The sequence below is a fragment of the Burkholderia sp. AW33-5 genome, assembly GCF_053427615.1.
The window spans coordinates 42,507-63,420 of record NZ_JBSAXA010000020.1; the positions used below are offsets into that span (position 1 = coordinate 42,507).

General features: G+C 61.6%; 13 protein-coding genes and 2 pseudogenes. 5 read left to right on the top strand and 10 right to left on the bottom strand.

Annotation, left to right across the window (positions count from 1 at the left end):
• Nucleotide 1: 1 nt before the first annotated feature.
• From ACV22V_RS25450 to ACV22V_RS25470, 5 genes and pseudogenes are all read right to left on the bottom strand, one after another.
• A complete protein-coding gene (locus tag ACV22V_RS25450) occupies nucleotides 2–805 on the bottom strand; it encodes a transporter substrate-binding domain-containing protein (protein ID WP_059700922.1) in 804 nt (267 codons plus the stop codon).
• 681 nt (nucleotides 806–1,486) lie between these two features.
• A complete protein-coding gene (locus ACV22V_RS25455; protein ID WP_448015853.1) occupies nucleotides 1,487–4,429 on the bottom strand; it encodes an ATP-binding protein in 2,943 nt (980 codons plus the stop codon).
• Between the two features lie 83 nt (nucleotides 4,430–4,512).
• Nucleotides 4,513–5,175 (bottom strand): response regulator, encoded by a 663-nt coding sequence (locus ACV22V_RS25460; RefSeq protein WP_448015854.1) that lies wholly within the window; start codon nucleotides 5,173–5,175, stop codon nucleotides 4,513–4,515.
• Between the two features lie 143 nt (nucleotides 5,176–5,318).
• Nucleotides 5,319–5,869, bottom strand: a pseudogene (locus ACV22V_RS25465) (FimD/PapC N-terminal domain-containing protein).
• Nucleotides 5,870–5,991: 122 nt separating this feature from the next.
• Nucleotides 5,992–6,669, bottom strand: coding sequence for a LuxR C-terminal-related transcriptional regulator (locus ACV22V_RS25470; protein ID WP_448015855.1), 678 nt, complete (start codon nucleotides 6,667–6,669; stop codon nucleotides 5,992–5,994).
• Between the two features lie 546 nt (nucleotides 6,670–7,215).
• Here ACV22V_RS25470 and ACV22V_RS25475 point away from each other — a divergent pair.
• Nucleotides 7,216–8,586, top strand: a complete 1,371-nt coding sequence (locus tag ACV22V_RS25475; protein ID WP_223961358.1) for an MFS transporter — start codon at nucleotides 7,216–7,218, stop codon at nucleotides 8,584–8,586.
• A 12-nt stretch (nucleotides 8,587–8,598) separates the two neighbouring features.
• Here the strand turns inward: ACV22V_RS25475 and ACV22V_RS25480 are convergent, their stop codons facing one another.
• Nucleotides 8,599–11,358: a UPF0182 family membrane protein gene (locus ACV22V_RS25480; RefSeq protein WP_448015856.1), complete on the bottom strand. Its 2,760-nt coding sequence runs from the start codon at nucleotides 11,356–11,358 to the stop codon at nucleotides 8,599–8,601.
• Nucleotides 11,359–11,682: 324 nt separating this feature from the next.
• Between ACV22V_RS25480 and ACV22V_RS25485 the strand changes: the two genes are divergently transcribed.
• Together ACV22V_RS25485 and ACV22V_RS25490 are read left to right on the top strand one after the other, a co-directional pair.
• The gene (locus ACV22V_RS25485) at nucleotides 11,683–12,102 is read left to right on the top strand and encodes a DUF1810 domain-containing protein (RefSeq protein ID WP_059536288.1); all 420 of its coding nucleotides are present in this window, start codon (nucleotides 11,683–11,685) and stop codon (nucleotides 12,100–12,102) included.
• Between the two features lie 55 nt (nucleotides 12,103–12,157).
• Entirely contained in the window at nucleotides 12,158–12,472 is a 315-nt protein-coding gene (locus ACV22V_RS25490) for a helicase (RefSeq protein ID WP_448015857.1), read from the top strand.
• 520 nt (nucleotides 12,473–12,992) lie between these two features.
• Here ACV22V_RS25490 and ACV22V_RS25495 read toward each other — a convergent pair.
• Both ACV22V_RS25495 and ACV22V_RS25500 read right to left on the bottom strand, forming a co-directional pair.
• The gene (locus ACV22V_RS25495) at nucleotides 12,993–13,286 is read right to left on the bottom strand and encodes an H-NS histone family protein (protein ID WP_059690532.1); all 294 of its coding nucleotides are present in this window, start codon (nucleotides 13,284–13,286) and stop codon (nucleotides 12,993–12,995) included.
• A gap of 394 nt (nucleotides 13,287–13,680) precedes the next feature.
• Nucleotides 13,681–14,358, bottom strand: coding sequence for a response regulator transcription factor (locus ACV22V_RS25500; protein ID WP_306453744.1), 678 nt, complete (start codon nucleotides 14,356–14,358; stop codon nucleotides 13,681–13,683).
• 350 nt (nucleotides 14,359–14,708) lie between these two features.
• Between ACV22V_RS25500 and ACV22V_RS25505 the strand changes: the two genes are divergently transcribed.
• Nucleotides 14,709–17,132, top strand: coding sequence for an ATP-binding protein (locus tag ACV22V_RS25505; RefSeq protein WP_448015858.1), 2,424 nt, complete (start codon nucleotides 14,709–14,711; stop codon nucleotides 17,130–17,132).
• A 2-nt stretch (nucleotides 17,133–17,134) separates the two neighbouring features.
• On the opposite strand, the gene ACV22V_RS25510 is transcribed toward ACV22V_RS25505, so the two are convergent.
• Nucleotides 17,135–19,291: an ATP-binding protein gene (locus ACV22V_RS25510; protein WP_448015859.1), complete on the bottom strand. Its 2,157-nt coding sequence runs from the start codon at nucleotides 19,289–19,291 to the stop codon at nucleotides 17,135–17,137.
• A 534-nt stretch (nucleotides 19,292–19,825) separates the two neighbouring features.
• On the opposite strand from ACV22V_RS25510, the pseudogene ACV22V_RS25515 reads away from it, so the two are divergent.
• Nucleotides 19,826–20,074: pseudogene (locus ACV22V_RS25515) on the top strand (IS3 family transposase); the annotation flags it as partial.
• Between the two features lie 76 nt (nucleotides 20,075–20,150).
• Here ACV22V_RS25515 and ACV22V_RS25520 read toward each other — a convergent pair.
• Complete coding sequence (locus tag ACV22V_RS25520) at nucleotides 20,151–20,888, bottom strand: hypothetical protein (protein ID WP_059690528.1); 738 nt, start codon at nucleotides 20,886–20,888, stop codon at nucleotides 20,151–20,153.
• Nucleotides 20,889–20,914: the final 26 nt, after the last annotated feature.

The following is a 20,914-nucleotide window of genomic DNA, read 5'->3' on the forward strand; positions in this document are numbered from 1 at the left end:
GTCAGCGGCCCTTCTCGATCGTGCCCTTCAGGTTCGGATAGCGGGCGGTGATCGCATCCCACGTGCCATCCTGCTGCAGTTGCGCGATCGCGGTCGACAGCTTGCCGCGCAGCGCATCGCCTTGGCGCACACCCGCGCCGATGCCGAGGCCCAGCACCGGGTTGTCCGCGCACGTCGCCTTGACCTCGAAGTCCTTGCCGTCGCGCGACGCGAGGAATGCCGTGAACAGCCCCTTGCCTTCCTGCACGTAGTCCACACGGCCGGACACCAGATCCGCGAGCGCGTTGTCGAACTTGTCGAACGCCTTGATCTGCGCATCCGGCTTGAAGCGGGAGTCGAGGAACGCCGAGAAGTTCGTGCCGGCCTCGACGCCGATCACGCGGCCCTTGAAGCTCGCGGGCACCGCGCAATCGACGCGGCGCCGGTCGCTTTTCGCGCCGACGAACACCGTCGGCGATTCGTAATACGCGCGACTGAAATCGATCGCCTTCTGCCGTTCGCCGGTGATCGTCATCGACGACCAGATCACGTCGATCTTGCGGTTCTGCAACGCCGGAATCAGGCCGTCCCATGCAATGTCGGTGAGTTCGCACCGCACGTTCAGCTTGCCGCACGCGGCGTCGAGCACGTCGATTTCCCAGCCCTTCCACTTGCCGGCCGCGTCCTTCGAAAAGAACGGCGGATACGACTCGGCGTCGATGCCGACGCGCAACGTCGGCTGAGCCGCATGGGAAGCCGGCGCGAGGCCGAGCACGAACAGCGCGGCCGCGGCACGGCGGACCCTGGAACGCATCAAACGATTCATGTGGCGAAATTCTGAAATAACGTCGGAACGACCGGCTTCGCAGCCGGCATGAGGCGAAACTGTAAAGCGCGCCGAAGCGTGTACCAAATGGTTATTTTTTCGATGGATATCTGATCGCGCGATATGGCGGAACGGCGCACCGTCGAACGTGAAGCACGGTGCATCGTTCGACCGCTCACGCCTGCGCAGTTGCGCGCCGCACCGACGGCAGCTTCAGATTTCGGGTCGACATTGGCTTGCGATAAGCTCTGGGGCCGGCTGGCCGAGGTCGATCAAGGCGCAATCGTGGACCACAAGCGCCCGAGCCACGCGCTGCGAGTGGCGCAAGCGTTTCAAGCGCAGCGCGACAGCCGGCGGATCGGGATCGCGCCGTCGCGAACGCATCGAGGGCTTCCGGTGCGGGGAAACGAAGCGCAACCCGGCACCAGGAAACCGCGCCGATTCACGGCGGCTGACATGGAGACGGCGATTCTGGAGATCGCATCAAAAGCAGGAACTGAGCGGCGGTCCGCGAAGGCCCGCGGGTGAGCGTAAGCGCCCTGCTGCTTCAGGCCTGTTCCTTCAACGCTGAATGACGGGAAACCGATGAAACGTGCGACATCGGTATGTAGCCGGCGCTACGACATCCGAATCCGGGAGAAGTTGAAATCTGCGGTATCGCGTTTCGGAAATGCGATGAAATCAGGGCGCCGGTATGTCGTGGCTCCTCAGCGCATCGAGCGCGTCGGTCAGTTCGCCGCGCAACGCGGGCCACAATTCAGCGAAAACGCCGAGACCTTCGTCATGCACGACTTGTTGCAGCCCACCGCACAGCTCCGCCAGCACGCCATGCCCGACCGACAGGAAACCACCGCTCAGCGCATGTAGCTCACGTACGACCGTATCGGTATCGCGTCCTGCCAGCGCGCGCTCGATCGATTCGAACGAAGCCAGCGTGACTTGGCGCATCGCGGCCATCACGGTTTTCGGCATTGCCGGGCGGTCCTCCGCCGAGTGCACAAATCCGACGCGACCTTGCGCGCGAAGCGCCCGCGCCAGCGCACGCAACGAGACGGGCTTCGGCAGCAGTACACGAATCGCGACAGCCGCACAGCGCTGCTCTTCCCGCGGACCGACGTGTGCCGTCATCGCAACGACGCGAACTTGCACATCGCGCTCACGAATCGCGGCCGCAAGCGTCCAGCCGTCCATGTCAGGCAGGCCGAGATCGGTCAGCACGACGTCGAAGCGGCCGCGCTCGAGCGCCGCCAGCGCCTGTCCGCCGCTTTCGACGATCGTCGCATCGGCGCCGAGCTCACGGAACTGGTCCGCCAGCAGCAGCCGGCTCGCCGGATGATCCTCGACGGCGAGCACGCGCAGCGGCATGTCCCCGTCTCCCGCGAGCGAGACCGCATCGGGAGAATCGCCGACCGCATCGTCGTAGAGATCGCCGGCCGGCACGTCATCGGCCATCGGCAGCGGGATGCGAACGCTAAACGCACTGCCCTCGCCCGGCGCGCTGCGCACCACGATCTCGCCCCCCATCGCATTGACGAGCCGCCGGCATAGCGCAAGACCCAGGCCCGTGCCGCCGTACTTGCGATGGATCGAATCGTCGGCCTGCTGGTACAGCTCGAAGATCGTCGATTGCGCCGGCAGCGCAATGCCTATCCCCGTATCGACGACACGTATCTCGACGTCGTCGTGCCCGCCCGCGAACAGCATGACGCTGCCCGCCTCCGTAAACTTGATTGCATTGCCGAGCAGATTCGCGACGACCTGGCGGATCCGGATTGGATCGCCGACCCGGTATCGCGCCATGTCTGCCGCGATGTCGAAACCGAGGTGCAGCCCCTTCGCCGTCGCAAGCGGCCGGAACGATTCCACGACGTCGCGCAACAACGCCGCGCAGTCGAACGGCACGGCATCGACCCGCAGTTGCCCGGCCTCGACCTTCGACAAGTCGAGCACGTCGTTGAGGATGTGCATCAGCGCGGACGATGACGAATCGACGATCTCGAGCCGGCGGCGCTGCGTATCGGCGAGCGGCCCGCGCTTCATTAGCTCGAGATTGCCCATCACCGCATTGAGCGGCGTGCGGATTTCGTGGCTCATCGTGGCAAGAAACACCGACTTCGCGCGATTCGCCTGGTCGGCTGCGTGCCGGGCCTCGACGAGCGACTGCTCGGCCAGCTTGCGCGCGGTGATGTCGTTGACGGTCGCGAGCAGCGCTTGCGCGCCGCGATACCGGACGCGTGCGATGTTGACGAGCAGATGCGTGTCTTCCGTGCCGTCGCCCGCCCCCGCGAGTGCGATCTCTCGGCCGACGATGGCGCGTCGCCGCCCCGGCGCGCGCGGATCGGGCGATTGTGCGAACGTCCGCCAGATCTGCCGCGACAGCGGTTCGCCTGCCGCGGCGGTCTCGTAGCGCGCCATCGCTGCGTTTCTCAGCAGCATCGTGCCGTTCGCTTCGCCGATCAGCGCGAGGCCGATCGGCGCCGTGCGGATCAGCGTGCGGTTGAGTTGCTCGCTTTCCTTCAGACGCGAAGCACTGCGGTAGGACGGCGCGAGAATGCGCCGGTTGATCAGCACGATCCCGCACCACAGGAACGCCAAACCGAATAGCGCGACGCCGGCAATCTCCAACATACGAGCCGCGACGCCGCGCATCACGGTTCGTATCGAATAGACGTAGACCAATGTCCAATCGGTACCGGGAATCGCATCGCGAATCTCGAAGCGCCCGTCGCGAAACAGTTGTTCGATGTCGTTCACACGGTCGCCGGCCAGTGCGTGCGCAACGTTCGCCGCATCGGCATGCCGTGCCGCCGACAGCAGGATGTTCCCGGCATGATCGACCACCGCGAACGCGCCACCGCGCGATTCGTCGTCGAGTTCGTTCAAAAGGCGCTCGGGACGTATCGTCTGAACGATCAGCACAATCGGTCGGTCACGGCCATCGAAGGCCCAGGATGCAACGCGCACGCGCTGCTCCCCCGTAATGACACCCGCGCGCGGCGGCAGCCAGATCACGCCATCGGGCACATGCTCCGGGTCGGACGCCGCGGCACGCACCATCGCCGCGACGTCCGGCCACGCCTGTGGCAGCAGCGACGGCAGTTGTGCGGCCTGCGCCTGCCGCAACGCCGAGGGGGACGTAACGTAGAGCGACAGCGTGACGAAACGGCCGTCGGCGCCGATCATGTAGGCCGCGTTCGACAGCGGCTGCGCCCTCTTCACCCACCGGCTGCTCTCGAAGACCCGTTCGCTCAAAGCGAGCAGCGGCCCATAAACGCTCGCCGGATGAGCGGAATCGATGATGGCCTTCAGCGCGTATGCCCGGTCCAATTCGTAGGCGTCGTGCATCATCAACCCATCCTGATCGACAAACGCCTGCTCAGTCAGCCGGGTCGGACGCGCTCGCTCATTCCATCCGCCTTGTACCGTCGCCACTTGTTGCTTCAGCAGCGCGTTGTTTTCCGACATGCGAACCAGCAGTTGCGACTTCACGGTGAGGAAGTGCGTACGCAACGCAGCCTGGTAGTCGCTGAACTCGCCTCGCGCGACAGCGGCTGCGCACACCAGCATGAAGATGCCTAGCGCCGCGCCACCGCCGTACAGCAACCGGCGCTGATACGCGCGCATCCAGTCCGGATCGAATTGCCTGCGGCTCGCAGGACGACTCAGGCGGGACAGCCATCCGCGGAACCTGTACATGCCGGCACGGATCAATCGTTCGACCGAAGGTCGATGTTTTCAGACGGCTCGAGCTCGCCCCCATACTTGATCAGATCGGCGTCGCGTGTGATGCCGAGCTTGCGCATTGCGGCCAGCTTTTGCGCGCTGATGGTTTTCTTGCTTCGATTCAGTCGATCGGCGATTTCGGTCACCTTGTAGCCTTCACGGAACAGCCGGACGATTTCCGACTCCCGTTTCGACAGTGCGGTGCTGACGCCGGTATCCACCTGTGCGAGGAGCGACGCAATCGTGGGCGACAGATAGTGGCCGTTCGAGTAAGCCGCGTGCACGGCGGCGACCATGTGCGAGATTGCGTCGGATTTGCTTGCGATGCAGTGCACGCCAAGTTGCTGCAGCGCGCGAAAAACCGCCGGGGAATTGAGCATGGTCACCGTCACGATGCGCAATTGCGGATAGCGCCGAGTCAGGAATGAAACCAGCGTCTGGCCGTCGCCGTATTGCCCGGCCGGCATCACGTAGTCGAGAACGAGGACGTCGCACGATGTCGTGTCCAGCCGGTCGATCAGTGCGGCCGTGTCCGACACGACCGCGACGACCTCGATCGTAGGCATGCTGCCCAAACCCTGCGCGATGCCGTACCCCGACACCGGATGGTCGTCCGCGACAATCACTCGCACCGAAAATTCGTCCATCATGCACCCGCGCTCTGGAATGAGGCGCGCACTAGCGCCATGTTGTACTTATTCGAAACCCATTTCGTGCGGATTATATCTCGATAAGTTGGCTTGACCTGGAATTGCCGGTCGTCGAATAGCGGTACGCGGCAAGCGTCACGTCAGTCTGCGTCTTGGCGATCGATTTCGCGCAGCTGATCCGCGCGCCGGTGCCGCTGAAGCGCTTCACACCGCCACTTCCGCACGTTCACACCCGCGCTCAGGCCGACGTACCGCTGCGTGATCGGCGGTCCGCCGCTGGTACGGTTCGTATAGAGGTTCGTGTTGTAGTTCAGCATACCGACCGTCACGCCGGAATCGCAACGCTCCTGGCCCACATACCCGCGAGGACTGCGTCGCAATGCGGTTTGCGGGATGCTCAGTCGCAGACGTTGTTCGTCGAACGCGAACATGAAGTGGCATCGGCAATCGCGTCGGGTAGCTCGATGCATGCGTGCGGGTCGCAGAGTTGGGCGTTCACGTCCGCGGTTAGGCGTTCCACGTCGACGCCAACGTCCTGCAGCAGCTTGTCGTCAAAACTCGGCTGCGCGTCGGTGGATCGGGCCGACGCGAGGAACCGGATCTGCACGCTCGTGGCAAGGTTCTCGTTGACGTACACATCGACGCCGTACAGTCCAGGCAGAACGACGTTGCCATTCTCGAACCGGGACAAGTCCGTCTGGCGGCCTCCGCTGCTTATTCGACCTGCATGCCGCTGGCACTCGCGTGCCAGCCCGCAACGGCCGACAGTCCCCTCTCATTAAGCCGCCGAGCGCCTCGTGCTTGACGACGGCATCACTGAACTTCGAACCGACTCGCACTCTCCTCGTCGATCAAATCGAGACACGTCGCGCAACGGACCAGTTCAATGTCATTCTTTACCCCCAACTTCTTCATCGCGTTGGTCTTCTGGGCGCTGATTGTCTGTTTGCCTTTCTTCATGTATTCCGCGATCTGGGTAATCGTCATTCCTGACAGGTAACACCTGATCACCTCGATTTCACGCGGAGACAGCTTCGATACACGCTGATTACTACTGCACTCGACCAGCTCGAGCGAACGCTTGATCAGCGGCGACAGATAACTGCCGCTCCCAAAGCATGAATGGATCGCGGTGACGATATGGCCGACGTCGTCGAACTTGCTGACGATGCTTGCGACATCCCGATCGAGAATCGATCGGAGGATCACGGGATTCTCATGCGTGACCAGTGCGACGATCCCGACCTTCGGATAGGTGCGTCTCAGATATCCGAGCAGAGCGAGTCCTTCAATTTGCCCGTTGCCCCGCATCGCAAAATCGATGACCACGACATCGCAACGCATGCGAGACATCGACTCGATCAAATTCTGTGGTGTCCTGCATATGGCAATCAAATCGATCGCGTTGGTATTCCTCGCGACATATTCCATTCCGGCAAGCGTCAACGGCCTATCGTTCGCGAAGATGGTTTTTACGCCAAATTTTCTCATTTGAAATTCCGACCTGAACTCAAACTGTCGTCACACATTGAAAATATGGAATCCCACCGGCATCTCGAGCTCAAGGTCGCCATGCGAAATCTCTTGATCGGTATCTTATAAAATCCTTACAAAGCGAGATATGGGACCAACGCCTGATCCGAGGCCCGCCACATCAGACAAGTCCTATGGATGACATGTTTTTACTTTGTGGCGACGTGCGCATCCTGCCTGTCACACCTTGTAGGCGAGGCGATGCGATTTCCGGGAAGGCGTCGCTGTCCAGAATTTCTTCCGTGTCATGCGCACCACCCCGACTTCGCTCAAGAGATACCGTGAATCCGATTGATGATAGCCGTGCGTTCTACGACGATTCCCTCACGAACCCGCGCTTTCATCGACATGCGCGCCCGCGTCTTAAGTTGGTCGATCGCTATATCAGGACTTCTTATTGAAAGGATTGAACGTGCCACAATCCGTTCATGACTTGCACTTGCCGGAACCCATCGCCGGGCGTATGGTTGCTTTCTGAGTCGCCCTTTTCCGGGAGATATCAAAATGGCTGCCATGCAATCCGCGGCCACGCCCCTCTCCGACGAGGAAGCCCGGCGCCAGTTGCGCCGCGCCGTCATCGCCAGCACGATTGGCACCACGATCGAATGGTATGACTTTTTCCTCTACAGCACGGTCACCGGCCTGGTCTTCGCAAAACTGTATTTCCCCCAGTCCCACCCGCTCGTCGGCACGCTGCAGGCGTTCCTGATCTATGCCGTCGGCTTTGTCGCGCGGCCGGTCGGCGCGGCGATCTTCGGCCACTACGGCGACCGCATCGGACGCAAGGCCACGCTGATCGTGACCCTGTTGCTGATGGGGCTCGCCACGTTCGCCGTGGCCTTCGTTCCGACCTATGCAACGATCGGCATCTGGGGCGCCGTTTTTCTCACGGTGCTGCGCTTCATCCAGGGCGTCGGCGTCGGCGGTGAATGGGGCGGCTCGGTCCTGATGTCGATGGAGTGGGCGCGCACCAATGCGCATCGCGGCTTCGTCGCGTCGTGGCCGCAGTTCGGCGTGCCGGCGGGATTGTTCCTCGCCAACCTCGCCGTGCTGGCCATGAGCTGGCTTTCCGGCAACAGTTTCCTCACGTGGGGCTGGCGCGTTCCGTTTTTCCTCAGCATCGTACTGGTCGCAATCGGGCTCTACATCCGCCTGAATATCCTCGAGACGCCGATCTTCGCGAAGCTGCTGGCCGAGCGCCGGATCGAGAAAACGCCGATGCTCGAAGTGCTGCGCAAGCAGCCGAGGGATATCGTGCTGTCGGCGTTTGCGCGAATGGCCGAACAGGCGCCGTTCTATATCTTTACCGCGTTCGTGTTCACTTACGGGATCACGGCGTTGGGCGCCACGCGCGAGCTGCTGCTGACGGCGGTGCTGGTTGCGTCCGTGGTCGAATTCTTCACCATTCCGCTGTTCGGACACGTGTCGGATCTGATCGGGCGGCGGCGAATGTACATGATCGGCGCGGCCACCGTCGGCGTATTCGGATTTCTCTACTTCGCGATGGTCGATAGCCGGAATCCGATATGGATCTTCGCGGCCATCGTGCTGTCGCTGGTCCCGCATTCGATGATGTATGGGCCGCAGGCGGCATTGATTGCCGAGTCGTTTACCGGGCGGTTGCGGTATAGCGGTGCGTCGATGGGTTATCAGCTCGCTTCGGTCATTGCAGGCGGTCCGGCACCGCTGATCGCGACGGCGCTGTTTGCCTACTACCATTCGGGGTATGCGATCGCGGTGTATGTGCTGGCGTGCGCGGTGCTGAGCCTGGTTGCCGCATCGAAGCTCGGGGACTATACGAACAAGGATATTTCGCGGGAATACGACGACGCGCGAAATCTGGAGGATCATGGGCACGCGCCACCGCTGACCTGACGAGCGTCACCCTCACTGCTTGTTGTCCGCGCGAACGGTGCCCAGCGCTTGGAGCAACGGTCGGAGCGCATCGAGTTCCGCGCCGAAGCCGGCCCAATCCCCCGCCTTCAGCCGCTCGATCGCACGATCGTAATGGGCGAGCGCGTCACGGGCGCGCACATCCGCTGCGCCGCCCGCCGGCGCCGCCGCCGGTTCCGGCCTCGTCTCCTTGAAGAGCGCCGCGAGCGCCTCGCCCAGGTTTTCCTCCATCACGACGCGATCGCCATAGGCGGCGATCACCCGTTTCAGTTCGGGCAATTGGCCCGACGCCGCGCGCAGATAGAGCGGCGACACGTAGAGGATCGAGTGCTCGATCGGAACGACCACGAGATGTCCGCGGATTACGCGTGAGCCCATCTGGTTCCACAGCGAGATCTGCTGCGAGATTTCCGTGCTCTGCTGGATGCGCGCCTCGATCTGGTACGGCCCATAGATCAGCTTTTCCTTGGGGAACGCGTAGACGATCAGCTTGCCGTACCCGGGCGGATCGCAACGCGCGGCCAGCCACGCGATCATATTCTCGCGCTGGCTCGGCACCATCGGCAGCATGAGCACGAAGCCGGCCTGCGCGTCGCCGGGCAGCCTCATGATCGTGTAGTACGGCGCCATCTGCCGGTTCGCGGTGTCGCCCCCGTCGATATCGCCCAGCGCGCGAGGAAACTGCCAGAGGTCCTCGCGGTTATAGAACACTTCCGGCGCGTCCATGTGATAAGCGCGGTAGAGATTCGCCTGGATCAGGAACAGATCCTCGGGGTAGCGGATGTGCCGTTGAAGATCCTGCGGCATCGCGTCGAACGGCTTGAACATGCCGGGGAAGATGCGCGCGTAAGTCCGCACCAGCGGATCGGAAGGATCGCTGACGTAGAAGTCGACCGTTCCGTTGTACGCGTCGACCACCACCTTGACCGCGTTGCGAATGTAGTTGGCGCCATCGCCGACGCCGGGCGGCGCATACGGAAACCAGCGGCTGGTCGTATAGGCGTCCTGCATCCAGAACAGGCGTCCGTTGCTCGCCACGACATAGGGGTCGTGGTCGAGCGCGAGAAACGGTGCAATCGTGCGTATCCGGTCCCGGATGTTGCGGTGAAGGAGGATCCTGCTCTCGTTCGTGATGTAGTGCGTCAGCAGGATGTTGGGATCGTCGAACTGCCATGCGAACAGGCTCCGTCGTACCGCTCCGCCGATCGCGACACCGTCGCGCCCGCTGTAGGACGTGTAGACGTTGCTATCACCCTTCGGGTAGTCGAATTCGGGCACACTGCCCTTCACGATCACATAGCCCTGCCCGCCTTCACCGAAGTAGATGCGCGGTTCGTTGATCGCCGGTCCGCCGTCGGCGACAGGCGGAATGTCGCGCAGATAGAGCGACGGCAAGCCTTCCGTGGATTTCTCCGTGACCGGCGACATCACGATGCCGTTGCCGTGGGTAAACAGAAGATGCAGGTTCACCCAGGTTCGGGCGTTCTCCGGCAGCATCGTATGCTCCAGTTCGCGCGCCGACAGCATGACCTGCCGGTAGCCGGAGTCGAGACGGTAGCGATCGATATCCACGGAAAAGAACTTGTAGTAAGTCCTGATCTCCTGCAACTGCGCATAGGTATCCATCAGCGGCTGCACATCCCACAGGCGGATGTTGTCGACTGTCGCGCGATTGGCCTGCAGCGACGCAAGATTCAGGCCTTGCTCGGCCGCGAACGGTTTGACCTCGATCTGCACGAGACCGTAAGCCTGCCTCGTCAACGCGATGTTGTGCCGGATATAGGGCGTCTCGAGCTGCAGTTCGCTCGGCTTGACGTAGAAGCGCTGGAACAGCGCGGGATAGACGATGCCGAGCGCAAACGAAGTGCCGAACACGAGCAGCACCGCGGCGGCCGGCAACTGATAGCCGGGCCGGCGCATGTTGACCACCATCGCAACGGCCGCCCCAATGGCCAGGCCGACGAGCAGCCACAACACCGGCAGCATCACGTGGGCATCCGTATAACCGGCGCCGACCACGACACCGTTGTTGTCGTATAGCAGCAGGAAGCGTTCGAGCCACCAGGACCAGGCTTTCACCAGGAAGAAGAGTGCCAGCAGCGCCGACCCGTGAACCGCGGCGGCCGACGAAAGCCCCTTCGGCGGGCGCAGCATGATGTCGCCGCGCAGCCAGTAGACGCCGCCTGCGACGATCGCGCAGCAGACGACCACTTGCAGCAGCAGGTTCTTCAGCACGATCCAGACGGGGAGCGCGAACAGATAGAAACCGATGTCCTTGCCGAAGATCGGATCGTGCGCGCCGAACGGCACCCGATGCAAAAAACGAAGCGCAACATCCCAGCTCGACATCGCACCGGCGGCGATCGCAAGCCCGAGAATGACGGCGCCCGCAGCGATGACCGCGCGCCAGGGAATGCGCGACGCGACCTCCCCTGCCAACGCCCGCAGGACATCCTCCGCCCGCGTCGACGAAGTGTCCGCTACCTGCCAGACATCGACGGGCCTGGCATAACGATGCGCGAGCCACCCCGACGCGCCGATCGCGACCGCCGACACGGCGAACACGGCGACGAACAGCAGCACTCTTGCGGACAGGATCGTCCACAAGACGCCGGCATAGCCGATCGACGAAAACCAGAGCCAATCGACCAGGAGACCGGTGATGCGCCCGACGACGATCAGGCAGGCGATGACGATCGCAGCCGCGATCCCATAGCGTCTCAGGCGCGGGACGGACGTTGCTTGCGAGCGCATCGAAGCTTCCTTTGCCGGGCCGTCATGCGTGGCCGGCCGCGACCGGACGGGGGTGTGCCGCCGATCCGTCAGCGAGAATCACGGCCGGCCGCATGTCTGAATGCTACGCCCGTTGTCGACGCATCGCCATCCGGCGGCATGCGCGACGTCGCCGGCAACGGTCGAACACGGTGCAGTGCACTGCAGCAAATTCGATCTCGCCGCCGCGGGACGCGATGCGCAGCTCACGGAGCGCACGGTCAAGGTGGCGTTTGCACGCCATCCGGGTCGCGCTCACAATAGACGTTCCGGCAGCTTTCCGCGCCGGAACGGACGGAGGGCGAAATGGACGATCCCCATGATCTTCAGCGCTTTGTCGACGCACAGGATTCGGTGTATGCGCAGGTCTGCGACGAGCTCAGGCACGGACACAAGCGAAGTCACTGGATGTGGTTCGTGTTTCCGCAGATCGAAGGGCTTGGCGACAGCGCGATGGCGCAACGATACGCGATCTCGACACTGGCCGAAGCCGTCGCGTATCTTCAGCATCCGCTGCTCGGCGAAAGGCTGCGAGAATGCACACGACTGGTCAATCAGGTCGAAGGCAAGTCGATCCAGACGATCTTCGGGTATCCCGATTACCTGAAATTCCGGTCGTCGGTCACGTTGTTCGCGCATGCGACACCCGACAACGCGGTGTTCGTGGAGGCGCTCGAGAAATATTTCGGCGGCGAGGCCGATCACGACACGCTTGCACGAATCTAGGCGATGTCGGCGTCGCGCCGCGTTAGAATAGCGCCCCTTCTCATGGGAGACGACAATGTCCTGGTTCGTTTATGAAGTGCCCGAATACCACGAAGACGCTTCGCGCATCGAACCCTACAGCGACCTGCGCAGCCGTGTACTGAAAGTCGGTGGCCTGGCCATGGCTGACGAACTGGAAAGCGTTCGCGAAAACGCCGCGGCGACAGCGGACACGCCCGAGCGCCCCTTGCGGACGCCGGAAAATCCGCAGGTTTTTCCGATTCCCTACGCCGAGTCCATGATCCTGGTCGGATTCATCTTCGATTTGAAGCGAGACTTCCGGCAACTGGTCGTGTCACCGGTAGAAATGCCCTGGTTGAACGACGCGTAAACAGTGGTTGGACCGGACGCGGACGGGGGCGTTTCGCCTGTTCTGAAGCCGGGCCCGACTGGCAAGGTGTCCGTCATCCACGGTGTTCTACAACAACGATAACTGGGCCGGTGTGCTGGTGCAAACTGCTTGACCGCCCTCTCGTGGCGTCAGGCTCGGCCTGTCCGTGGACTGAGAACGCCCGTCGTCCGGTCGATACCTTCGCACCCAATCGGCGCCAAGCACATCGGATGAGAACACAACGCCGGGCGCAATCTGAACAAGTTCGCTCATCCGCGGATTTTCCTAAGCGGGCCGAACGTCGAAGTGAGCTGCGGCGTATCGCGCGCTGCAGTTCCACACTTCGACGCCGTCACGGGTGAAGGAAGCCCAACCATCCTTGACGATCACGTCTGCACCGGGAAATACGTCGCCGTATCCATTTGCCGTAGCAGCGAAGACCGTCCGCTCGCGACACGTCGCCCAGTATTTCCCATCGGCAAGCGTTAGCGATTTTGTGCTCAACCGGCAACTCGACTCACTATTTGATCAAGAACCGGTCGCGGTTCTTTGCTCCCGCAATCCATTGAGGGGCCCGGCCACGACCGCTCCATGTTGCGCCAGTCTTCGGGTCGCGATACTTCGGCGCAACCGGCGCACTTACGTTCGTCGCAACCGCACGGCGCCGCCCGAAAAGCTGCTCCGGCGTGATGCCATACTCGGCGATCTGTTCACGGATCGTCGTGATGATGCTGTCCAGTTCAGCAAGTCGAACTTCTTCCGCTTGCTGTGCCAGCGCTTCGGCTTGGGCTTTCAACTCGAGATAGGTAGCCATGTATGTGCAGGGACTCCGATTTAGAAGATTGACCGGTGGTTGAAATGGCCTTGGGCTTGAGCGAAGACCCGTCGACCTCGACAGACACATTATATTCATGGTTTAGCAAGAACCAAATGGCTCGACGCCGCATGACACTATCGTCGTGGTCATATTCGTGAATCTCGCAAACGCTGCTGACGCTCAGCGAATGGTACTCCGCACGTAGAGTTCACGCTTCGGATTACCGATTTAAATTCACACAAATACAAATGTCCGGTTCTCGCCAAGTTCAGATGTCCGATTTTCGACCGATCGCAAGCTGACCGGCCGCTGGCAATCCCGCGCAGGAAGCTGCGATGGCTGCAATGGAGCGGATCACGATGGCGATGCGTGAAATGTGACCGGAGTTGATTCAGTTCTTCTCGATCAAGTTGCGGACAGCGAACAATTCGGCATCGTTGCGGATACCGAGTTTACGATAGGCGGATTGCTTTTGCGCGCTGATCGTCTTGGGACTTCGGAAGAATTTCGACGCGATCTCGGACACGGACATACCGGCAAGAAAGCACCGCAACACTTCATGCTCGCGCGGGCTGAGCAGAAAATCCGCCGCCGGCCCAGAATCGGACGACGGTGAATCGTCGCCGCTAGCGGTCCTCGGTTCGGCCCCACGTGAATCTGTCGTCGTGCCCCACGTGATCCGGTGCGAGAGTTCGGCGCTTATGAATGATTGACCACTTGCCACGAGGCGGATCGCGCGGGCGAGTTCGCCGAGATCCTCGCTCTTGCCGAAGAAACCGAGCGCACCTGCGCGCATCGTCATGTTGACGGTCGCTGACGAATCGCTGCTCGACATCATCAGCATCCGACAATCGGGGAAGCGCGTATTGATGAGCTTGACGAGATCGAGGCCATCGATCTCGTCGGGACCGAGCGTGTAGTCGAGCAGCACCACATCGGCACGGTTCGATTCGAGCCAGCGAATCAGGTCGCGCGACTTCGCGAAGCTCGCTACCAGCTCGATGGAGTTCTTCTCGGTCAGGTAACTTGCAATCCCGAGTTGGACGATGGCGTGGTCGTCCAGAATCACGACGCGGATCGGCTGGTGCCCAGGCCTCATAGTTACCCCTATCGTTGTTGTATACGGCGCGAAACGGCTAGCCCCGTTATTGTCGCGGGATGCCATCCATGATTATTTCGACTAGCTTACCGGCTTTTGGGGCAATTTTTAACCCTGGTGACCAAATCTGAAGGTGATGTGGCCGCAGTGCCGCATTGCGTTTCCGCAACGCGCGACCTATGATGTCGGTCTCGTTTTACGGTTTTTACCTGCGGCCATCTCAGCGCCCGATACTCGTCTGAGGACCGTCCATGGCAAACCGGCCAACAATCTGGTTGAACAACGTGAGCAAGCTGAGTTTGAAACGATGTGCCGTATTAATGAGCGCACTCGTCTGGCTGACGCCCACGTTCGGATGGGCAAGCAATTCGCCGCAGTTCACAACTGAAGAGAAGGCGTGGATTGCCGCGCATCCGGTGGTGCGCACCAGAATCGATCCACACTGGCGGCCGTTCGAGTTTCGCGACCACGGGAAAGTATTTGGCATCGTGCCGTCGTACCTCGATGCGATTTCCCGCGTGAGCGGATTGCGCTTCGAGTATGTCGACAGCCAGTCATGGGCGGACTCGCACGCCGCCTTGATCTCCGGAAAGATCGATTTGGTGCCGGAAGTATCGAAAAGCGCAGATGTGTCGATGTATCGCGACGGCGTCATTGTCGGCCAGCCATACTTCGTCGGCACGATTGTCGTGGTCGCGCCGGAACACCTGAATCTGTTCGTCGATTCCCGCAACCTGGCCGGCAAACGGATCGCGATCAAGGGCAACGGCGGGCTGGAATATGCGCTTCGCCAGAGCGGCCTGCCCATGACGCTGCTGACCTATGACGACGAACAGGATGCGCTCGCGGCCGTCCTCGACGGCAAAGCGGATGTGGCCGTCGGCCCGGACATGTCGATCCTGCCGCTGCTACGCCGGCGGTTCCTGGGTCAGCTGTTCCTGGCGGGCGGCCTGCCGGACCGGCCATATGCGCTGGCCCTGGCAACCCGCAGCGACATGCCCGTGCTCGCATCCATTCTCGATAAGTCGTTGGCCGCGATTCCCGCTCGCACGGGCGAGGAGATTTCGCGCCGATGGATGACGTCGACCGACTACGGCGAGCCGACGCTGCGCTCAATTCTTTACTACCGACGCTGGCAGGTCATTGCGGCCGGCGCCACTGTGTTCGCGCTGGCGGCCATCGCGTTCCTTTCGTGGCGCGCACGCACCGCTGCGGTTCGCAGCGAGCGCGAAAAGGCTATGTTCCTCGCATTCATCAGCCACGAGATCCGCACGCCGATGCACACGATCCTTTCGTCGCTCGAACTGCTGCAGCAGTCGCAGCTCACGCCGAAACAGGCGGGCCGAGCGGATGCAGCCGTTGCCGCCTCGGAATCGCTGCTGACGCTGCTCGATGACCTGCTCGAATACTCGCGACTCGAATCGCACAACGTCACACTCACGCCCGAACCAACGCAAATTGACGCGTGGTTGCGGCGCAGCGCCGACATGGTGCGCTGGAGGGTCGACGAGAAAGGACTGAACCTTGCGATTGAACTCGCCTGTCCTGCCGATTTGACCTTGCTGATCGATCAGGTCCGCACACGGCAGATCGTGCTGAACCTGCTCGTCAATGCAATCAAGTTTACGTCGGAGGGGTCGATCTGGCTGCGTGTCGACTACCTGGAAGGCAAGCCGAACACTGCCGGTTCACTGGTGATCGAGGTCCGCGATACCGGGATCGGCATCCCGCCCGCGCGTCAGAGCCGCATCTTCGAGCCCTATCAGCGCGTCGAGGAGCCGGGCAGCCGTCGCGTGAACGGCAGCGGCCTGGGCCTGTCGATCTGCCGCGAACTGGTTGGGCTCATGAACGGCGTGATTACCGTCAGCAGCAGCCCCGACAAGGGCACGATCTTTACCGTGATCCTGCCTGCGCAACGTACCCCCTGGGTAGCCGGCCGGGATGCGGCCGCGCCGGAGGCCCCGTCACGCGAAGTCGACACGACCGATACCCGGGCTTCCCAGCGAGTCGACGAAGGTCCGATGATTCTGGTCGTCGACGATCACGAAGCCGTTCAACATGCGATCCAGCATCAACTTGATGCGCTCGCGTGCCGTTCGGCCATCGCCGGCAACGGCGCGCAAGCGCTTGATCGGTTCGAGCGCGCTCAGTACGACATGGTGCTGCTCGATTGCGACCTGCCGGACTTCGACGGCTATACGGTCGCACAGCGCATGCGCGCCAGCGAGCAGCAACGCGGGCAGGCGCGCACACCGATTATCGCGATTTCGGCGTCGACGGAAGATGCGCATCGTGAGCGCTGCTTCGACAGCGGCATGGATGGTGTGCTCGGCAAGCCGCTTCGGCTCGAAGCGTTGCGGCAGATGATCGATCTTTGGTGCCCGGCAAGCAAGCTTGACAGGCATCAGCCGTCTGTCGAACCAACACCCATAGCAGGTCGGGAATTCTCCGAGATCTACCGTCGAAGTATCGACGCGGATCTGGCATCCCTGAGCACCGCGCTCTCGGCCGGCGATGCTGAGAAGGCGCGCTATGTGGCGCACAGAATCAAAGGGGCGGCCGCGATTGCCGGGCATGCCGGGACGAGTAACCTGGCAGCCGACCTCGAGCGGATGCTGGAAGCGGTATCCGACGGGATTCCGAGCAATGTCGGCCCGCTTCATGATGATTTGTTGCGCCAGCATCGCGCCGAAACGGCGACACCGGATTCAGGCGAATCGAAGCCCTGCAGCACGCGCGCATAAGCCTATGAGGCTGCCGCCTGATCCAGTGCAATACCCGCATACGCAGGACACCACATGGCGATCATTTGCCGCAATGCTTCGAGCCGCAGCGGCTTGCCGAGCACGCCATCCATGCCGCTCTCGAAGCAGCGCACCTTGTGCGCGTCGCCGGTGATTGCCGATATGGCGATGATCGGAACGTGTCGCCCCTTTCCTGCAGACTCGCGTTGACGGATCGCGCGTGCGAGCGCGTAGCCATCTACGTCCGGGAGATTGCAATCCAGCAGCACCATGTCGACATGCGTGCGCGCAAGTTGCTGCAACGCGGTCTCCCCCGTGTCAGCGATGATGCCGACGCAGCCAAGCGCTTCACATTGATCCTGCAGCGAGGCCCGGACGGCTTCGTGATCATCGACGATCAGGATGTACGGCACTTCCCGGCATGGTTGGGCGGCGGACGCTGGTGCGCGCACAGGCGTCCAGGCGGTTAACCGGGCCGACGACGTGCGATCCGTGACTGCGACCGGCAGCTTGACCGAGAAGACGGTCTCGACACGCGGTGTACTGCAGACCGTGATCGTTCCACCCATTAACTCGACGAGTTCACGGCAGATCGCGAGGCCGAGCCCGCTGCCGGCGCCGTCGGAACGTGCGGCGCGATCATTTTGCCAATACCCATCGAACAGATGCTTGAATTGATCGGCAGCAATGCCGACCCCGGTGTCGCGAACGTCCAGTAGCAGCGTGCTGCTTCGCCCTCGGCGGATCGTGGCAATTCGAACACGCAACGTCACGCTGCCGCCGTCCGTGAAGTGAATTGCGTTGACCAGTAGGTTCAGCACGATCTGGCGCACGCGGACCGGATCAATCTCGACATGCAGCGCCGGCGGGATCTCGATGTCCAACGCCATCGCGATTCCCTTGGGTTCGGCACGCCAGCGCACCATATCGACAGTTTCCCGGGCCCACGACTCGAGTTCGACTATCTGCGCGTCGAACGTCACCTTGCTCGACTCGAGGCGGGAGTATTCCAGGATGTCGTCCAGCAGCGTCAAGAGCGTTTCCGACGCGGACACGGCCGCATCCACGCGATCGGCCTGTCGTGGCGGCAACCGCGAGCGCCGCAGAAAATCCAGCGACGACAGAACAGTCTGCATCGGCGTTCGGATTTCGTGGCTCACGAACGCGAGGAACATCGCCTTGTCCCGCTTGCTGCGAATCGCTGCCGCGCGGGATTTCCAGGAGAGATAGGCAAACACCGCGAATATCAGCAACGTCGCGGCAATCGCGACCACCTGTGGCGCGCGATAATGCAGGATTGAGCGTAGTGTCGGCTTGCCGTAGTCGCCGAGTTCAACCCAGTCCCGCGTGATCGCAGCGGCTTCGCTCGCCGGAATCGCCGCGAGCGACTTGTCGATGATCGACGCCAGAATCGGCAGATCGGCGCGCGTGAGCATGGCCAGCGACACGGAGCGATCTGCCAGCATGCCGGACATGTAAAGCTGCCCCGGAAATTGCCGGCGAACGAGCGGCAGGATTGTGACGTCGATGCCAAGCGCGGCATCGGCTTCGCCGTTGGCCACCGCGGCAAGTGCGAGTTCCTCGGTGTCGAACGTCAGTACGTCGAGCGCGACACCGCTATGACGGGTGAAGTATTCGACCGCGCCGCGCCCCTTGATCGCGACGCGTCGGCCTTCGAGCCGCTTCAGACTGAAAACCATCGCGGAATTGTCACGTGTCACGGCAGTCAGCCGACCGACCAGATAAGGCGAACTGACGAGCGCGCCGCTGCCGACACGGTCGGATACCAGCTCTCGCCAGACGCCCGGCAGCAAATCCACCTTGCCGGTAGCGAGCGCGTCGTATGCACGACCCCATTCCGTCCCGGGCACGGTGTCGAACGTGAGTCCGGTCATTTTCGAAATCGCGTTCAGGTAACCGGCGACAAGACCAGCATGCTGTCCGTTGTGGAGATATTCGAGTGGACTCCAGTTCGCCTCGACTGCTATATGAACGACCGGGTGTGCGTCGATCCATCGCAGTTCTTCATCGGTGAAGACCGGTTTCTGCCAAAGCGTAGACGCAACCGCGCCCGGCAGCGAGACCACGCAGACGGCCAGAAGCAATGCACGACAGAGCGAACACCATTGGGTCCAGCGCGAAGCGTGTATATTTTTCATGATGGATGCAGCTTAGAAATGTGACGACGCTGAATGAATCGCGAGGCGCCGCCGCGTCGTGAACAGAACCTCGACTCATTCGATGCATCGCACAAAGCCCGACAATTCGCCTCTCGTTCAAGTATCGCCGTCAGAATCCCGCAGGTTGTCCGTCGGGTCACCACGCTGCTGCCGGTCTCAGGTGTTGCGTATGGAAGGCCCTGAGAATGCAACACCTGCATAAAGAAGGCATGAGAGGTGTGTCGCGCACGAACTTGTCAGCGGTCGATCGCGTTATTGCGCACGTTGTTTGGTCGGAATTCTGTATTACAAATTGATGCCGCAATATAAGACTTGTCCTAAAAATGAAAAGCGCCGTCATCGGCGCCATGACTTCACGAAGGACTGTTAGCAATCAATGAATAACTCTGATCTGCTTTAATAAGTCTGGGCACAAGTGAGTGTTAGTGTTTCGCAGGCTGAACCGCTTGGATTTCTTTTGCAGTGCCGAGAATTGGTGTTCTGTTTTTGGCCCTCCCTGTTCTACTGGACACAAGCTCGGAGGCCCCGGCCGCCCATGGCATCGCACCAGATCATCTACGATGTCAATTGGAAACCGATACACCGAATCAGAAATGCGTCGCGGACCTTACCTACATCTGGGCCGCCGAAGGCTGGCCGTTCGTCGCCGCGGTCATGGTTTTTCACCCCCGCCGTATCGTCGATTGGTCGATGAGTGACACGACGCACGCGAAGACGGCTCCAGACACTTTGCTGATGGCACCCTGGCGACTCGGCCCGCCGAACTGATACAACGTCGCTTTTCACCGCTGCATTGTCCTCAGGAATCGCCTCGATGGCTGATGCCAAAGGCCGGCGCTCACTGCTCGACTTCGTTAGGTTTAGCTCGAGCATCGTATTGCGGGCCAGTGAACCCGTCCGGGAGAACAGTGGAAGGCCGATTTGCGAATGAGACGACACGGTCAAATTGATTCACCGGCACCACTTTTACTTCATGCGTGTCCGTCCCGTTTGCCAAGACGACCCTGACTGGGCTGCCAACTGGACTCAGCCCGACCAGATCGAGCGATTCGCCAGGCGACAAATAGCGGTCCCGCATGCAAACGGTCGAAAGCGTACATTCGCCATGCGCGGTTGCTAGCATGACCGTGTTTCCTGTATTAACGAATGCCGTCCCGTCGACCCGATAAGCCTGCCTTGGCGACCTGGGCTGCACGACTAGAATTGTCTGCAACTCCAGACGCGGTTTCACCTTGACTGCATCCGTATCGATCGAAACAGCGCGCTCCTCCCGGAACGTTACGCGAAAATAGCGTGGCGAGTCGTCACTGACACCTTTGAAATACAGACGCAACCAGCCACTCATGTTCGGGCGCAACACGAGTTGCTTCGGCGCGTACATCAAGTCGCCGCCTTTGGGCTTCCAGGTCGCGACGTCGCCATACGGAGGAGCGCTTTCCTCCACTGACACGCCGTACACGCGCGTCTGGTCGCTGTCGTTCACGACCTCGCGAACGAGATAGTCTTTCCCGGACCCCATGAAATAGGTCATGTCGCCAACGGACAATGCCTGCGCGGTGCAGGACCAGGCCAACATCACGAACGCTGCGAATTGCCTCAATC

Bases quoted from the DNA above. Each gene is read 5' to 3' on its own strand.
- ACV22V_RS25485 (WP_059536288.1), top strand. From the start codon at position 11,683: ATGGACGATCCCCATGATCTTCAGCGCTTTGTCGACGCACAGGATTCG.
- ACV22V_RS25520 (WP_059690528.1), bottom strand. From the start codon at position 20,888: ATGTTGGCCTGGTCCTGCACCGCGCAGGCATTGTCCGTTGGCGACATG.
- ACV22V_RS25490 (WP_448015857.1), top strand. From the start codon at position 12,158: ATGTCCTGGTTCGTTTATGAAGTGCCCGAATACCACGAAGACGCTTCG.
- ACV22V_RS25505 (WP_448015858.1), top strand. From the start codon at position 14,709: ATGAGCGCACTCGTCTGGCTGACGCCCACGTTCGGATGGGCAAGCAAT.
- ACV22V_RS25460 (WP_448015854.1), bottom strand. From the start codon at position 5,175: ATGGACGAATTTTCGGTGCGAGTGATTGTCGCGGACGACCATCCGGTG.
- ACV22V_RS25480 (WP_448015856.1), bottom strand. From the start codon at position 11,358: ATGCGCTCGCAAGCAACGTCCGTCCCGCGCCTGAGACGCTATGGGATC.
- ACV22V_RS25495 (WP_059690532.1), bottom strand. From the start codon at position 13,286: ATGGCTACCTATCTCGAGTTGAAAGCCCAAGCCGAAGCGCTGGCACAG.
- ACV22V_RS25470 (WP_448015855.1), bottom strand. From the start codon at position 6,669: ATGAGAAAATTTGGCGTAAAAACCATCTTCGCGAACGATAGGCCGTTG.
- ACV22V_RS25475 (WP_223961358.1), top strand. From the start codon at position 7,216: ATGGCTGCCATGCAATCCGCGGCCACGCCCCTCTCCGACGAGGAAGCC.
- ACV22V_RS25455 (WP_448015853.1), bottom strand. From the start codon at position 4,429: ATGCGCGCGTATCAGCGCCGGTTGCTGTACGGCGGTGGCGCGGCGCTA.
- ACV22V_RS25450 (WP_059700922.1), bottom strand. From the start codon at position 805: ATGAATCGTTTGATGCGTTCCAGGGTCCGCCGTGCCGCGGCCGCGCTG.
- ACV22V_RS25510 (WP_448015859.1), bottom strand. From the start codon at position 19,291: ATGAAAAATATACACGCTTCGCGCTGGACCCAATGGTGTTCGCTCTGT.